A 15667-nucleotide genomic window follows, 5' to 3' on the forward strand; every position below is an offset into this window, starting at 1 on the left:
CCCCACCGCCTCGGGCGGTCAGGTCCTCAGACCGCGCGGCGGGGTGGCCGAGATGAACCGTCGACGGCCGGCTCCAACGGTCGGCGCACACCATTCCCGCCGGCCCGTTGTCTGAAGCCGGCGGACCAGAACGCGAGGAGATGGGACCTGTGACCATCCGGGTTGGCATCAACGGCTTTGGCCGAATCGGCCGTAACTTCTTCCGGGCAGTGCTGGCGTCTGACGCCGACATCGAGGTCGTGGCGGTGAACGACCTTACCGACAACGCCACGCTCGCCCACCTGCTCAAGTACGACAGCATCCTCGGTCGCCTGCCGTACGAGGTCAAGGCCACCGCCGACGAGATCACCGTCGGTGGCAAGACCATCAAGGCGTACGCCGAGAAGGACCCGTCGAAGCTGCCGTGGGGCGAGGTCGGCGCCGACGTCGTCATCGAGTCGACCGGCTTCTTCACCGACGCCACCAAGGCCAAGGCGCACGTCGACGGCGGGGCCAAGAAGGTCATCATCTCCGCCCCGGCGAAGAACGAGGACGTCACCGTCGTCATGGGTGTCAACCACGACACCTACGACCCGGCGAAGCACACCATCATCTCCAACGCCTCGTGCACCACCAACTGCCTCGCCCCGATGGCGAAGGTCCTGCACGACACGTTCGGCATCCAGCACGGTCTGATGACCACGATCCACGCGTACACCCAGGACCAGAACCTGCAGGACGCGCCGCACTCGGACCTGCGTCGTGCCCGGGCCGCCGCGCTGAACATCGTCCCGACCTCGACCGGTGCCGCCAAGGCGATCGGTCTGGTCCTGCCGGACCTCAAGGGCAAGCTCGACGGGTACGCCCTGCGGGTGCCGATCCCGACCGGCTCGGTCACCGACCTCACCGTCAACGTGGGTCGCGAGACCACCGTGGACGAGGTCAACGCCGCGCTGAAGGCCGCCGCGGACGGCCCGCTCAAGGGCATCCTGGTCTACAACGAGGACCCGATCGTCTCCAGCGACATCGTGACCGACCCGGCGTCGTGCATCTTCGACGCGCCGCTGACCAAGGTCGTCGGCAACCAGGTCAAGGTCGTCGGCTGGTACGACAACGAGTGGGGCTACTCCAACCGCCTGGTCGACCTGGTCAAGCTGGTCGGTTCGTCGCTGTGAGCATCCGGACCCTCGACGACCTGCTCGCCGAGGGGGTGTCGGGTCGGCGCGTGCTGGTGCGCGCCGACCTGAACGTCCCGCTCGACAAGCAGACCGGTGCCATCACTGATGACGGCCGGATCCGCGCGGTGCTGCCGACTCTCGGCGCGCTGGTCGAGGCCGGCGCGAAGGTGGTCGTCTGCTCGCACCTGGGCCGCCCGAAGGGCGCTCCGGACCCGCAGTTCAGCCTGGGCCCGGTCGCCGGGCGGCTCGGTGAGCTGCTGGGCGCGCCGGTGCACTTCGCCACCGACACCGTCGGTGATTCCGCCCGCTCCACCGTCGCGGACCTGGCCGACGGCCAGGTCGCCCTGCTGGAGAACCTGCGTTTCAACGCCGGCGAGACCAGCAAGGACGAGGCCGAGCGGGGCGCCTTCGCCGACCAGCTCGCCGCGTTCGGCGACGCGTACGTGGACGACGCGTTCGGTGCCGTGCACCGCAAGCACGCGAGTGTCTTCGACGTGCCGGCCCGGTTGCCGCACGTCGCGGGCCGGCTGGTGCTGCGTGAGGTCGAGGTGCTCTCCAAGCTCACCGGTGCCCCTGAGCGCCCGTACGTGGTGGTGCTCGGTGGGTCGAAGGTGTCCGACAAGCTCGCCGTGATCGAGGCTCTGCTGCCGACTGTCGACCGACTGCTCATCGGTGGCGGGATGTGCTTCACCTTCCTCAAGGCCCAGGGCCTGGAGGTGGGCACCTCGCTGCTGGAGAAGGACATGGTCGAGACCTGCCGCAACCTGCTGGAGCGGTCCGGCGGCAAGATCATGCTTCCGGTCGACGTGGTTGTCGCGGACGCGTTCGCTCCGGACGCGGCGCACGACACGGTGCGGGTCGACGGCATCCCGAGCCACCGGCTCGGCCTGGATGTCGGCCCGGAGACGGTGGCCGGCTTCAGCGCCACGCTGTCCCAGGCGAAGACGATCTTCTGGAACGGCCCGATGGGCGTGTTCGAGATGCCGGCCTTCGCGGCGGGCACCCGGGGGATCGCCGAGGCGATCACCAAGGCCGACGCGTTCAGCGTCGTCGGCGGCGGTGACTCCGCAGCGGCCGTCCGCGCCCTGGGGCTGGACGAATCGTCCTTCGGGCACATCTCCACAGGTGGTGGCGCCTCCCTGGAATACCTCGAGGGCAAGACCCTCCCCGGCATCGCGGCCCTGGAGAACTGAATGTCGAGCACCACCCGCCGGCCGCTGATGGCCGGCAACTGGAAGATGAACCTCAACCACCTCGAGGCCAACCTGCTGGTGCAGAAGCTGGCGGCGAGCCTCACCGAGAAGCAGCTCACCGCCGTCGAGACGGTAGTGCTGCCGCCCTTCACCGACCTGCGCACCGTGCAGACCGCTGTGGACGGCGACAAGCTGCTGATCGGCTACGGCGGGCAGGACCTCTCCCCGCACGCGTCCGGCGCGTACACCGGGGACATCTCCGGGCCGCTGCTGGCCAAGCTCGGCTGCACCTACGTGGTGGTCGGGCACTCCGAGCGGCGGGCCTACCACCACGAGGACGACGTGCTGGTCAACGCCAAGGTCAAGGCGGCGCTGACGCACGGCCTGACGCCGATCCTGTGCGTGGGGGAGGGGCTGGACGTCCGCGAGCAGGGCACCCACGTGGCGCACTGCTCCGACCAGCTCGACGGTGGCCTCGCCGGGCTCACCCCCGAGCAGGTGCGGCAGGTCGTGATCGCGTACGAGCCGGTCTGGGCGATCGGCACGGGCAAGACCGCGACGCCGGACGACGCCCAGGAGGTCTGCGGGGCGGTGCGTCAGCGACTGGCGGAACGCTTCGACCAGGAGACCGCCGACCAGGTTCGGGTCCTCTACGGCGGCTCGGTCAAGGCGTCCAACATCGCCTCGATCATGGCCCAACCGGACGTGGACGGGGGCCTGGTGGGGGGCGCCAGCCTGGACGCCGAGGAATTCGCTCAGATCTGCCGGTTCCCGGAGCACCTCGCCCGCTGATCGCTCGGTATCCTTGACACCGCCCGTCCGCCGGTCGGTGCCGCCGTGCCCGATCAGACCGGGCGAGGATCGCTACGAGAGGAACTGACCCCAGCCATGCCGATCTGGTTCGCATACACGTTGATCGTGTTGCTGGTCATCACGAGCATTCTGCTCACCCTGCTGATCCTGCTGCACCGCGGCAAGGGCGGTGGTCTGTCGAGCATGTTCGGCGGTGGCGTCAGCTCCAGCCTCGCCGGCTCCTCGGTCGCGGAGAAGAACCTGGACCGTTACACCGTTCTGGTGAGCGTCGTCTGGTTCGCCGCGATCATCGGGCTCGGGCTCTGGCTGCGCCTCCAAATGAACAGCGGCGCCTGAGCAGGCTCAGTAAGTCGTACAATCTGCGCGCGGTTCGTCACTCGACGGGCCGCGCGCAGGCTTTTCTCCGCTGCACCGCGTCGCCCGCCGCTCCACCCCCGAAGACGGCGGGTCCCCTCCGACGACAGGAGCGAGCAGCCGTGCCGAATGGCAACGTTATCCGGGGAGCCCGGGTCGGGTCCGCACCCATGCGCCCGGACGAGCGGCACCAACCCGCCCCCCGACAGGACGTCAGCTACTGGTGCCGTAACGACCACCGGGTCGACATCCGGATCGCCGCGGACGTCGAACCGCCACCCCTGTGGGACTGCCCCCGCTGTGGCCTACCCGCAGGCCGGGACGCCCAGAACCCGCCAGGTCGGGTCCGCGCCGAACCGTACAAGAGCCACCTGGCGTACGTGAAGGAGCGGCGCACCGCCGAGGAGGGGGAGGCCCTGCTCGCCGAGGCGCTCGCCGCACTACGCCGTCGACGCGGCGAGTAGCGGGCTCCTCCGCGCGCTCAGCGCAGGCTGCGCAGTCGGACGGGTACGTCGGCTGCGGCCGCCCGGTCCAGCAGCCAGCGGGTGCGGTTCACCCCGTGCACGCCGGCCGCCGGCAACTGCACCGGCCCGGCGCCGGCCAACGCCATACCCACCGCGCGAGCCTTGTCGGCTCCGGCGGCCACCAGCCAGACCTCCTCGGCGGTGTTGATCGCCGGCAGGGTGAGGGTGGTCCGCGTCGGCGGTGGCTTGGGGCTGCCCCGCACGGCGCTGACCGGCCGGGTCTCGTAGCCCACCGGGTGCTCGGGGAAGACCGAGGCCACGTGGCCGTCCTCGCCGACGCCCAGCATCAGCACGTCGAAGTGCGGCAGGGTGGCGTGCCCGGGCCGGGCGGCGCGGGCCAGCTCCTCCGCGTACGCGGCAGCAGCCGCCTCGGGGTCGTTGCCGGCCGGGCCGTCCGATGCCGGCATCGCGTGCACCCGGGCCGGATCCAGCGGCACCACGTCCAACAGGGCGGCGCGGGCCTGCGTCTCGTTGCGGTCCGGATCACCGGTGGGCAGGAACCGTTCGTCGCCCCACCACACGTCGACCCGGGACCAGTCCACCGCGTCGCGGGCCGGCAGCGTCGCCACCGCCCGGTACACGGCCGCGGCGACCCGACCTCCGGTGAGCACCACCGAGGCTTCGCCCCGGTCGGCCTGGGCGTCGAGCAGCTTCACCAGCAACCGGGCCGCCACGGCCTGCGCCAGCAGGTCGGCGTCGGCGTGGACGGCGACACTCGCCTCACTCATGGTTGCGCCTTCGTTTCCCGACCGCGAGGCGGTCGCTGTCGTGCCCGGGGCGGTGTGCCCGAGGTGGTGGGGCAGAAACCCCGGAGATTGCGGGGCAGGGCCGGCGCGTACCGGCCCTGCCCGACGTCGTGCCCCCGGCTGGGCTCAGCCCTCGCCGCTCGTGCCGACGTGCGCGGTGACCCCGGCCTCGGCACGCTGCGCGGTGGCCGGATCCTTCCAGACGTGGACCCGCTGCGGGGGGCGCTGATCCAGCCCTCGCAGCCCGACCGTCGCGCCCAGCGCCTCCGCGTACACCTGGTCGGCGTCCAGCCGGCGCAGCTCCTCGGCCAGCTCGTCGCCGAGCGGGCGGCGTACCAGCGGCAGGGCCCGGTCGTCCTGGCCCGTCCGCCGGAACACGGCCATGCTGTCCTCGCGGGTCAGCGTCAGCTGGTCGCCGTTGGCGCAGCTGAGCTGCACCTCCCGCATCCGGGGGAACTCGTTGCTGTCCACCCGGTGTGGGGTGATGCCGAGCCGGCTGGACAGCCAACCGGCCATCAGCGCCGCCGTCGGGTCGGTGGGCGGCGCGACGATGGTCGCCTCGGTGACCTGGGCGCTGGTGGTGTCGAACGCCCCGGCGACCAGGGTGCGCCACGGGGTGATCCGGGTCCACGCCAGGTCGGTGTCGCCCGGGGCGTAGTCCCGGGCACGCTGGCGCAGCGCCTCCACCGGGTCGGCGGCCTGCGCGGAGTCGGTGATCCTCCGGTCGGCCACCACCCCGAGGAAGTCGGTGGCGATCTCCGCCGGTGGCTCGCCGTGCCACCAGGTGACCACCGGTACGTCGGGAACGAGCAGCGGCATCACCACCGACTCGGCGTGCAGGGACAACCGGCCGTACATCCGGGTGACCACCGCCTCGCACGGGCCGAGCCGGCCACCGACCACGATCTCCGCGTCCAGTCGGTTGCGGTCCCGCTCGATCTCCGAGCGGACCACCACCACGAGGCGGCACGGGTGCGCGGCGGCGGCGATCGTCGCCGCGGCCTCCGCCTCCCGGACCCGCTTCTCGTCCACGACCACGATGAGGGTGAGCGCCATGCCGCTGGCTACACCGCCGGCGCTGCGCCGCTCGGCGGCGAGCGCCTTGACCACCTCGTTGCCGGTGGTGTCCCACAGCCCGATCATGCTCGTCTCCAGGCGCGGCCCTCGCGGGCCAGCATCTCGTCGGAGGCCCGGGGGCCCCACTCGCCGGCCCGGTACGGCTCCGGGGTGGTGCCCTCCCAGGCGTGCTCCAAGGGGTCGATCACCTGCCAGCTCTGCTCGACCTCGGCCGCGTCCGGGAACAGGGTGCGGTCGCCGATCAGCACGTCCAGCACCAGACGCTCGTACGCCTCGGGGCTGGACTCGGTGAACGCCTCGCCGTACTGGAAGTCCATCGCGATGTCGCGGACCTCCATGGTCGTGCCCGGCACCTTCGAGCCGAACTTGAGCACCACGCCCTCGTCCGGCTGCACCCGGATGACCAACTGGTTGTTGCCCAGCGACTCCATGTCGGCGTCGTTGAACGGCAGGTGCGGCGCCTTCTTGAACATGATGGCGACCTCGGTGACCCGCCGGGGCAGCCGCTTGCCGGCCCGGATGTAGAACGGCACCTCCGCCCAGCGGCGGTTCTGGATGCCCAACCGCACCGCCACGTACGTCTCAGTGGTGGAGTCGGCGGGGACGTCCCGCTCGTCCAGGTAACCGACAGCGCGTTCGCCGCCGACCCAGCCGGGCAGGTACTGACCACGGACGGTGTCCCGGGTGACGTCCTTGGGCAGGGTGATGGCCTTGAGCACCTTCAGCTTCTCGGCCCGGATCTCGTCGGCGTCGAAGCTGGTCGGCTCCTCCATCGCCACCAGGGCGAGAAGCTGGAGGAGGTGGTTCTGCAGCACGTCGCGGGCGGTGCCGACGGTGTCGTAGAAGCCGGCACGGGTGCCGATGCCGACGTCCTCCGCCATGGTGATCTGCACCGAGTCGACGTACTTGGAGTTCCACAGCGGCTCGAACAGGTTGTTGGCGAACCGCAGGGCGAGGATGTTCTGAACCGTCTCCTTGCCCAGGTAGTGGTCGATCCGGAAGACGTCCTGACTGGTGAACACGTCGTCGACGAGGTCGTTGAGCGCCTTCGCCGAGGGCAGGTCGTTGCCGAACGGCTTCTCCACCACGACCCGGCGCCAACCGCCGGACTTGTCGTTGTCGGCCATCCCGGTGCGGGCCAGCTGCTTGAGCACGACGGGGAACGCGGCTGGCGGGATGGAGAAGTAGAACGCCGCGTTGCCAGTGATGCCGTGGGTCTGGCGCAGATCGTCGAGTGTCGAGGCGAGGGTGTCGAAGGCGGCGTCGTCGTCGAACGACCCGCCGACGAACTTGATGTTGCCGGCCAGCCGCGCCCACACCTCGTCCCGCCACGGGGTGCGGGCGTGCTTGCGGGCAGCCTCGCAGGCCAACGTCTCGAAGTCGCCGTCACCCCAGTCGCGGCGCGCGAAACCGAGCACCACGAAGCCCGGCGGCAGCAGCCCTCGGTTGGCCAGGTCGTAGACCGCGGGGAGCAGCTTCTTGCGGGCCAGGTCGCCGGTCACCCCGAAGATCACCAGAGCGCAGGGCTCCGGGATCCGGGGCAACCGGCGGTCCTGCGGGTCGCGCAGCGGGTTCACCGAGCCACCTCCTCGCTCCGCTTCAGTCACGTCGTCCATCCTCACGCCCGCAGATCACCGGCCGCGTTCAGTAGTTGGGCGACACCGGCGGCCCGGTCGGTCAGGTGCAACCGCAGCAGCGGCCGCTCCCGACCGGCGAGAGCCTGCCGGTCCCCGGCGGCCTGCGCCGCCTGCAACTCACCGAAGGTGTACGGCTTGCCCGGCACCGCGAGGTCCTCGGCGACCGCGCCGGTCACCTGGAGGTAGCTGCCCACCTGCGGGCCGCCCTTGTGGTATTGACCCGTCGAGTGCAGGAACCGTGGACCCCAACCGAAGGTGACCGGCCGGCCGCCCGCCTGGGCCAGCAGCGACCGCAGCCGGGCGGCGTCGGCGTCGGCGAACCGGTCGAGGTACGCCATGACCGCGAGGTAACCGTCGTCGCCCAGCCCGTCGAGCAGCCAGCGCAACACACCGGCCAGGTCCCCGGGGGCGCCCTGCGGGGCGTACACCTCGATCGCGCCCTCGGTGAACGACGGCGTCTCCGCCGGCAGGCCCGAGGCCAGGATCTTGTTGGTGTTCTCCTTGGACTCGGTGACGTTCGGCTGGTTGAACGGGTCGATGCCGAGCACCACGCCGGCCACTGCTGTGGCGTACTCCCAGGCCAGGAACTGCGCGCCGAGCGGACCGTTGACGGCCACGTCCGGGGTGGCGCCGCCGCCCGGCACGTCACCGGGGGCCAGCGCGCCGCCGTAGCTGACCGTCAGCACGTCCGCGCCGGTGGCGCCGGGGCTCTGCGGGGACTCCACGACCACCGGGAGGATGCCCACCCCGGCCTTGCCTGTCGACTCGGCGATCAGCTGCTCGGCCCAGTCGCCGAGCCCGTCGATGCCGGTGCCGTCGGAGACCAGGGCGACCTTGTCCCGGGCCAGTGTGGCCGCGGCGCCCAGGGCGGCGCCGAGCGCGAGCGCCGGGTTGTTCTGGTCCGCGCCGAGCGACGTGGCCAGCGCGTCGGCCTGGTCGAGCAGCTCCGCGACCTCGACCCCGGCCAGCGCCGAGGGCACCAGACCGAACGCGGTGAGCGCCGAGTAGCGACCGCCGACGTTCGGGTCGGCGAGCACTGTGAACGCGCCCATCTCGGCCGCTGTGGTCTCCAGCGGCGAACCCGGGTCGGTGACGATGACGAAGTGCCGGCCGGCCTCCGCCTCGGTCATCCCGGCGTCCAGGAACGCCTGCCAGTACGCGCGCCGGTGGCTGTCGGTCTCCACCGTCGACCCGGACTTGCTGGCCACCACCACGACGGTGCGCTCCAGTCGGTCACCGAGCGCCGCCCGGACCTGGCCCGGGTCGGTGGTGTCCAGCACCGTCAACGGGCGACCCAGCGTCCGGGTGATCACCTCGGGCGCGAGCGACGAGCCGCCCATGCCGGCGAGCACCACATGATCCAGGTCGGCCAGCTCCGCGGTCAGCTCGGCCAACTGAACGAGCAGCTCACGGCTGCGCCGGTGGGTGTCCACCCAGCCCAGCCGGATCTTCGCCTCGGCCTCGGCGTCCGGACCCCACAGGCTCGCGTCCTTGCCCGCCAGCTTGCCCGGAACGCCGGCCTTGACCAGCGCGTCCCGGGTCGAGGCGGGCGCGGCCTTGTCGACCGCGTCCGCGCCGTACACGGCGAGCCCGGCGGCTGCCTCCACCGGCCCTGAAAGTAGGTCGCTCATGCCGTCACTCCGCTTCGCTTCGTGCCGTCATGAGGCGCCTTCGCGCTGAGCTTGCTGATTCGCTCGCTCATGCGCCACCGGCCTTCTCGGCGGCCTTGGCGTTGCCCTTGGCGGCCTTGTTCGGCGCTCCCTTGCCCTTTGCCGCGGCCTCCAGCGACTTGCGGACCCCGTCGAGCAGCTCCTGCCAGCTGGCCTCGAACTTCTCCACGCCCTCGCGCTCCAGGGTGACGATCACGTCGTCCATGTCCACCCCGACCGACTCCAGGTCGGCGAAGACCTTCCGGGCCGCGTCGTAGGCGCCGGTGATGGTGTCGCCGCGGGTCTCGCCGTGATCGGCGTACGCGTCGATGACCGACTCCGGCATGGTGTTGACAGTGCCGGGGGCGATCAGCTCCTCGACGTAGATGGTGTCCCGGTAGTCGGGGTTCTTCGTCGAGGTGGAGGCCCAGAGCGGCCGCTGCGGATGCGCGCCGGCCTTGGCGAGCGCCTTCCAGCGGTCCGACGCGAACACCTCGGTGTAGCGCTCGTACGCCAGTTGGGCGTTGGCGACGGCGGCCTTACCCCGGAGCGACTTGGCCTGCTCGGAGCCGATCTTCTCCAGCCTCTTGTCGACCTCGGCGTCGACTCGGGAGACGAAGAACGACGCCACCGAGCCGATCTTCGACAGGTCGTGGCCGTTGGCCTTGGCCTGCTCCAGACCGGCGAGGAACGCCTCCATGACCGCCGAGTAGCGGTCCAGACCGAAGATCAGCGTGACGTTGACGCTGATCCCCTCGGCGAGCGTGTCGGTGATCGCCGACAGGCCCTCCTCGGTGGCCGGGATCTTGATGTAGAGGTTGGGGCGGTCGACCAGCCACCACAGGGCCTTGGCCTCGGCCACCGTCCGGTCGCTGACGTGCGCCACCCGGGGGTCCACCTCGATGGAGACCCGGCCGTCGACACCGTCGCTGCCGTCGTACGACGGGCGCATCACGTCGCAGGCCCACCGCACGTCGTAGGTGGTGAGCATGCGCACCGACTCCTCGACCTCGATGCCACGGGTGGCGAGGTCGCGCAGCTGCCAGTTGTACTCGTCGGCGTCGCTCAGCGCCTTGGCGAAGATCGTCGGGTTGGTGGTGACACCGGCCACGTGCTTCTCCCGGCGGAGCTGGTCCAGCCCGCCGGAGCTCAGTCGTACGCGGGAAAGATCGTCGAGCCAGACCGCCACGCCTGCGGCGGTGAGTTCATTCAGCTTGTCCGTCATGCCGTCCACGCTCCCCTCAACTGCCGGTCGTGAAACCGGTGATGTCGCCGACCCGGGCCAGCGAGGCGTGTGCCGCCGCCACGATCCGGTCGCCGGTGAACCCGAACTGCTCGAAGAGCACGGTGTGCGGGGCACTCGCCCCGTAGTGCTCGATGCTGACGCTCTCGCCGAGGTCACCGACGACGCCGCGCCAGGACATCGCGATGCCCGCCTCCACGCTCACCCGTGCCTTTACCCCGCGGGGGAGCACCGATTCCCGGTACGCCTCGTCCTGCTCGTAGAACCATTCCTGGCAGGGCATCGACACGACCCGCGTCGGGGTGCCCTCGGCCTCCAGCCGCTCCCGGGCGGTCAGGCAGAGCTGCACCTCGGAGCCGGTGCCCACGATGATCACCTGCGGCTTGCCGTTCGACGCCTCGGCCAGCACGTAGCCACCCTTGGCGACCCCCTCCGCGCTGCCCAGGACACTCCGGTCCAGGGTCGGGAGCGCCTGGCGGCTCAGCGCCAGCGCAGTCGGACGGTCGGTGTGCTCCAAGGCCAGCCGCCACGCCCACGCGGTCTCGTTGGCGTCGGCCGGGCGGACCACGTCCAGGCCCGGGATGGCGCGCAGCGCGGTCAGGTGCTCCACCGGCTGGTGGGTGGGGCCGTCCTCGCCGAGACCGATCGAGTCGTGCGTCCAGACGTAGGTCACCGGCAGCTTCATCAGTGCGGCCAGCCGGACGGCCGGGCGCATGTAGTCGCTGAACACCAGGAACGTGCCGCCGTACGGGCGGGTGCCGCCGTGCAGCGCGATGCCGTTGAGGATCGCGCCCATGGCGTGCTCACGGATGCCGAAGTGCAGCGTGCGGCCATACTCGTGACCGGGGAAGTCCTTGGTCGCGTGCTCCGCCGGGATGAACGACGGCTCGCCCTTCATGGTCGTGTTGTTGCTCTCGGCCAGGTCGGCCGAACCACCCCACAGCTCCGGCAGCACCGGCGCGAGCGCCTCGAGGACCTTGCCGGAAGCGGCGCGGGTGGCCACACCCTTGGCGTCGGCGGGGAAGACCGGCAGCGCGTCGATCCACCCGTCGGGCAGCACTCGCCCGGCCATCCGCTCGTACAGCGCGGTGCGCTCCGGGTTGGCCTTCTTCCAGGCGTCGAACGCGGGGGTCCACTCCTGCTCGGCGGCGGATCCGCGACCCATCACGCCCCGGGCGTGGGCGAGCACCTCCTCGTCGACCTGGAAGGTCTGCTCCGGGTCGAAGCCGAGGATCCGCTTGGTGGCCTTCACCTCGTCGGCGCCCAACGCCGAACCGTGGATCTTGCCGGTGTTCTGCTTGTTGGGCGCGGGCCAGCCGATGATGGTGCGCAGCGCGATGAAGGAGGGACGGCCGGTCTCCGCCTTGGCGGCCATCAGCGCCTCGTACAGGGCCTCGGCGTCCTCGTGGTAGTCGCCCTGGTCGGCGTCGCCGCTGCGCCAGTCGACGGTCTGCACGTGCCAGCCGTACGCCTCGTAGCGGGCGGCCACGTCCTCGCTCTTGGCGATCCGGGTGTCGTCCTCGATCGAGATCTCGTTGTCGTCGTAGATCACGGTGAGGCTGCCCAGTTGCTGGTGCCCGGCGAGGGCGCTGGCCTCGTGACTGATGCCCTCCTCGATGTCGCCGTCGGAGACGATGCACCAGATGTTGTGGTCGAAGATCGACGCGCCCGGCTCGGTTTCGGGGTCGAACAGGCCGCGCTCGCGGCGGGCCGCCATGGCCATGCCGACAGCGTTACCCAGGCCCTGCCCGAGCGGGCCGGTGGTGGTCTCCACGCCCGGGGTGTGCCCCTGCTCGGGGTGACCAGGCGTGAGCGAGCCCCACTGCCGCAACGACTGCAGGTCAGCCAGGCTCATCGGGTAACCGGACAGGAACAGCTGGATATAGAGAGTCAGGCTGGAGTGGCCTGCGGAGAGGACGAACCTGTCGCGGCCGGGCCAGTTCGGGTCGGCCGGGTTGTGTCGCATGACGCGGTTGAAGAGGAGGTACGCCGCGGGCGCGAGGCTCATCGCGGTGCCCGGGTGACCGTTGCCGGATTTCTCCACGGCGTCCATGGCCAGCACGCGGACGGTGTCTACGGCCCGGCGATCGAGGTCGGACCAGTTCAGTGCGGAGTGCTCGGGTCGTTTAACAGCCACGATGGTTGTGCTCCTCGGCAGATGGGCGGAACCCTCACCGATGACCTTATCGACCGTCCCTAAACATGCGCCCAGGGATCTGTGCATGGTGTGCGCTACGTGACCATCCAGATGCTCGGTTCAACCCGGTGGTGTGACGGCCCGCACCGTTGTCGGGTCGGCCGGGCAGCCAAAACGACGACGCGTAGTGTGTGGGGCGGTATGCGGACCCGAGCGGTCCCGACCAATCCGATCTCCCCGTGCCCGATGCCGGAAGGTGGCAATCCGTGAGCATGATCACCGAGCGCCCGGCGAGCAACCCGGCCGGGCAACACCCGGCGCGGGCGGCCGAGGGCCCGGTGGCCCGGCGGGACGTACGCGCTGTCCTCTCGGCGTACGTGGCGCTCACCAAGCCGCGGATCGTCGAGTTGCTGCTGGTCACCACCGTCCCGGCGATGATGCTCGCCGAGGGCGGGCTGCCGTCGCTGTGGCTGATGGCCATCGTGCTGATCGGCGGCTCGCTCGCCGCCGGCGCGGCCAGCGTTCTCAACTGCTACATCGACCGTGACATCGACCAGCTGATGCGGCGGACCAAGCGTCGGCCGCTGCCGGCGCACACGGTGTCGCCGCGAAGCGCGTTGATCTTCGGTCTGGTGCTGGCGGCGGTGTCGGTGGCCCTGATGGCGGCGTTCACCAACCTGCTGGCCGCCGGGCTGACCCTCGCCGCGATCGCCTACTACGACCTCGTCTACACCCTGTGGCTCAAGCGCTCCACCCCGACGAACACCTTCTGGGGCGGCGCCTGCGGGGCGGCACCGGTGCTGATCGGGTGGGCGGCGGTGACCGGTTCGCTGGCGCCGGCCGCCTGGGGGCTCTTCGCTGTGGTCTTCTTCTGGCAGATGCCGCACTTCTACCCGCTCGCCATGAAGTACAAGGACGACTACGCCCGGGCCGGCATCCCGATGCTGCCCGTGGTGGCCTCGGTCCGCCGGGTGAACGCCGAGATCCTGATCTTCGCGTGGCTCACAGTGCTCACCTCCCTGGCCGTCTGGCCGCTGGGGCTCAGCGCGATCTACGGGGTGCCGACCCTGGTGGTGGGGGCCATCTTCGTGGTCGAGGCGCACCGGCTCTGCCGGCGCGCGACGCGCGGCGAGGCGGTCAAGCCGATGCGGCTGTTCCACTGGTCGACGACGTACCTGACGATCGTCTTCGTGGCCGTCGCGCTCGACGCGCTGATCTGACCCGTTCCGCCCGGCCCGGCCCTGCCCTTCGCGTCCCATGCGATGGCCTCCGCCTGTCGGCTGCCTTCGTCCGTCGGCTTCGCCGGCTTGTCGGCTTCGTTGCGCTGGGGCTCGGTTCGTCGGCCCTCGCGCTGTCCGTCAGCCATCGTCCCGTGGCTCGGCCCGACTGTCGAATGCCGCCGATGATCTACGGACTAATCATGGACGTGGATGAGTTGTCCGGGTTTAACGTCACATCAGAGTAACTTTCGGCATGAGTCGGATCGGCTCAACCCGGGGCGGTTCGAGGGTGATTTGCCTGCGTGCTTTGAGCGTAAAAGTCGGTAAATAAACGGACAGCAAACCTGTGGTCGTCCTTAAACCCGTAGGTAATTGGCATCACAAAAGGTTCATGGTTCTCGCCCCACGGGGTGCAACTCTGCTTAGGCTTCGCGTCATGGCAGATGGTTCCGATACGACGCTGACGGCCGAGCAGACCGCCGGCGAGCAGACGCCCCAAGGCCTGGTCGCGGGCCTCAAGGCGTTCGCGGCTGGACACGGCGGTGCGAAGGCGGTCATCGAGTACGTCGGCAAGCGTGGCGCGCGGATCGTCCTGGTGGGTTCCGACGGTGAGTGGGGCGACCAGTTCGCCGACGACACCGTCACCGCCCGGGAGGCGTGCGCCAAGGCGGGAGTCACCGTCGAGAACGCCTGGGAGCGTGAACTGATGGACCAGATGCGTCCGAGCAACGACCTCTGGCGGTCGATGGCTCGCCGTACGATGGCCCGCTGAATAGACAGCTGAATTGACCACATATCACCAGTCGACCCGGGGGGAACCCCGGGTCGCTCTCGTCACCTGCGCCGACCTGGCCGACCTCGACCCGGACGATCGGCTGGTCCTCGCCCCGCTCGCCGCCCGTGGCGTCGCCGTCCAGACCGTCATCTGGGACGACCCCGACGTCGACTGGTCGTCCTACGACCTGGTCGTGCTCCGCTCACCCTGGGACTACGCGCTACGCCGCGACGAGTTCGTGTCCTGGGCGGCCACCGTGCCGACGCTGGTCAACCCGGCCGACGTGGTCCGCTGGAACACCGACAAGCGCTACCTCGCCGAGCTGAGCGCCGCCGGGGTGCCAACAGTGCCGACGTCGTGGATCGGGCCGGGGGAGAGCTGGCAGCTGCCCGCCGAGACCGGCGAGTACGTGCTCAAGCCCGCGGTCAGCGCCGGCAGCCAGGACACCGGCCGGTACGACCTGGCCGACCCGGAACACCGGGACCTGGCCGCCGCACACGTTCGCCGGCTCTCCGAGGCCGGCCGGGTCACCATGGTCCAGCCGTACCTGCGTGCCGTCGACACCGAGGGCGAGACCGCTCTGCTCTTCCTCGCCGGCCCGGAGGGGCTCGCGTTCAGCCACGCGATCCGCAAGGGCCCGATGCTGTCCGGGCCGGACCTCGGCCCGGACGGGCTCTACAAGGCCGAAGAGATCACCGCCCGCACCGCCCGCCCCGAACAGCTGGCGGTGGCCGAGCAGACCCTCGCGACGGTGCCCGGTGGCACCCGACAGCTGCTCTACGCCCGGGTCGACCTGATCCCCGGCCTGGACGGGGAGCCGGTCCTGGTCGAGCTGGAGCTGACCGAGCCGTCGCTCTTCATCGGGTACGCGGACGGAGCCCCCGACCGCCTCGCCACCGCGATCGCCACCCACCTGGCCCGCAACGCCTGACCCCCGCGGCCGGCCGGCGCGGACCCCGCGCTCGCCGTGCCGCGGTGCGTCCCCCGCCGCCTGCAAGATCGCGCAACATCCTGGTTGTAATGGTTTCCCGGCGTTTCGTGGCCACTGCATCCTGGTTCGAGCGTGATCTTGGCGGCCGTGGGTGCCCGTACCTGGGTCCCGGTCTCTCCGGGGGCGGTGTTCGTCGTCAAGATCCGCGCAA

14 protein-coding genes are annotated in these 15667 nt (G+C 70.6%); 8 read left to right on the forward strand and 6 right to left on the reverse strand.

Translation table 11 applies throughout. The features are described from left to right. Positions 1 to 149 precede the first annotated feature (149 nt). The 5 genes from gap to ACLJOK_RS03190 all read left to right on the forward strand — a co-directional run bounded on the left by gap (position 150) and on the right by ACLJOK_RS03190 (position 3981). Positions 150 to 1154 carry a type I glyceraldehyde-3-phosphate dehydrogenase gene (gap, locus tag ACLJOK_RS03170; protein WP_238649250.1) on the forward strand — a complete coding sequence of 335 codons (1005 nt, stop codon included), beginning with the start codon at positions 150 to 152 and terminating at the stop codon, positions 1152 to 1154. Further along, entirely contained in the window at positions 1151 to 2350 is a 1200-nt protein-coding gene (locus ACLJOK_RS03175; protein ID WP_410816011.1) for a phosphoglycerate kinase, read from the forward strand. The genes gap and ACLJOK_RS03175 overlap by 4 nt, the downstream gene beginning before the upstream one ends. Then, positions 2351 to 3142, forward strand: a complete 792-nt coding sequence (tpiA, locus tag ACLJOK_RS03180; RefSeq protein WP_410816012.1) for a triose-phosphate isomerase — start codon at positions 2351 to 2353, stop codon at positions 3140 to 3142. It abuts the gene before it with no gap. A gap of 96 nt (positions 3143 to 3238) precedes the next feature. Then, the gene (gene secG / locus ACLJOK_RS03185) at positions 3239 to 3499 is read left to right on the forward strand and encodes a preprotein translocase subunit SecG (protein ID WP_121653040.1); all 261 of its coding nucleotides are present in this window, start codon (positions 3239 to 3241) and stop codon (positions 3497 to 3499) included. Positions 3500 to 3639: 140 nt separating this feature from the next. After that, complete coding sequence (locus tag ACLJOK_RS03190) at positions 3640 to 3981, forward strand: RNA polymerase-binding protein RbpA (RefSeq protein ID WP_091403668.1); 342 nt, start codon at positions 3640 to 3642, stop codon at positions 3979 to 3981. A 17-nt stretch (positions 3982 to 3998) separates the two neighbouring features. On the opposite strand, the gene pgl is transcribed toward ACLJOK_RS03190, so the two are convergent. The 6 genes from pgl to tkt all read right to left on the reverse strand — a co-directional run bounded on the left by pgl (position 3999) and on the right by tkt (position 12530). Beyond that, positions 3999 to 4769: a 6-phosphogluconolactonase gene (pgl, locus tag ACLJOK_RS03195; RefSeq protein ID WP_410816013.1), complete on the reverse strand. Its 771-nt coding sequence runs from the start codon at positions 4767 to 4769 to the stop codon at positions 3999 to 4001. Positions 4770 to 4913: 144 nt separating this feature from the next. Next, positions 4914 to 5930, reverse strand: a complete 1017-nt coding sequence (locus tag ACLJOK_RS03200; RefSeq protein ID WP_410816014.1) for a glucose-6-phosphate dehydrogenase assembly protein OpcA — start codon at positions 5928 to 5930, stop codon at positions 4914 to 4916. Further along, positions 5927 to 7480 (reverse strand): glucose-6-phosphate dehydrogenase, encoded by a 1554-nt coding sequence (gene zwf, locus ACLJOK_RS03205; RefSeq protein WP_410816015.1) that lies wholly within the window; start codon positions 7478 to 7480, stop codon positions 5927 to 5929. Before zwf ends, ACLJOK_RS03200 begins: the two co-directional genes overlap by 4 nt. Positions 7481 to 7482: 2 nt before the next feature. Beyond that, positions 7483 to 9132 (reverse strand): glucose-6-phosphate isomerase, encoded by a 1650-nt coding sequence (locus ACLJOK_RS03210; RefSeq protein WP_410816017.1) that lies wholly within the window; start codon positions 9130 to 9132, stop codon positions 7483 to 7485. 67 nt (positions 9133 to 9199) lie between these two features. Beyond that, a complete protein-coding gene (gene tal, locus ACLJOK_RS03215; RefSeq protein WP_410816019.1) occupies positions 9200 to 10375 on the reverse strand; it encodes a transaldolase in 1176 nt (391 codons plus the stop codon). 16 nt (positions 10376 to 10391) lie between these two features. After that, positions 10392 to 12530 carry a transketolase gene (gene tkt / locus ACLJOK_RS03220; protein ID WP_410816020.1) on the reverse strand — a complete coding sequence of 713 codons (2139 nt, stop codon included), beginning with the start codon at positions 12528 to 12530 and terminating at the stop codon, positions 10392 to 10394. A 266-nt stretch (positions 12531 to 12796) separates the two neighbouring features. Between tkt and ACLJOK_RS03225 the strand changes: the two genes are divergently transcribed. From ACLJOK_RS03225 to ACLJOK_RS03235, 3 genes are all read left to right on the forward strand, one after another. Beyond that, entirely contained in the window at positions 12797 to 13750 is a 954-nt protein-coding gene (locus ACLJOK_RS03225) for a heme o synthase (protein ID WP_410816021.1), read from the forward strand. A gap of 436 nt (positions 13751 to 14186) precedes the next feature. After that, positions 14187 to 14522, forward strand: a complete 336-nt coding sequence (locus ACLJOK_RS03230; RefSeq protein ID WP_088949242.1) for a hypothetical protein — start codon at positions 14187 to 14189, stop codon at positions 14520 to 14522. 13 nt (positions 14523 to 14535) lie between these two features. Beyond that, positions 14536 to 15456 (forward strand): RimK family alpha-L-glutamate ligase, encoded by a 921-nt coding sequence (locus ACLJOK_RS03235; protein WP_410816023.1) that lies wholly within the window; start codon positions 14536 to 14538, stop codon positions 15454 to 15456. Positions 15457 to 15667: the final 211 nt, after the last annotated feature.

It is taken from the genome of Micromonospora sp. 050-3, assembly GCF_046549335.1.
In the GTDB taxonomy this organism is placed as follows: domain Bacteria; phylum Actinomycetota; class Actinomycetes; order Mycobacteriales; family Micromonosporaceae; genus Micromonospora; species Micromonospora trifolii.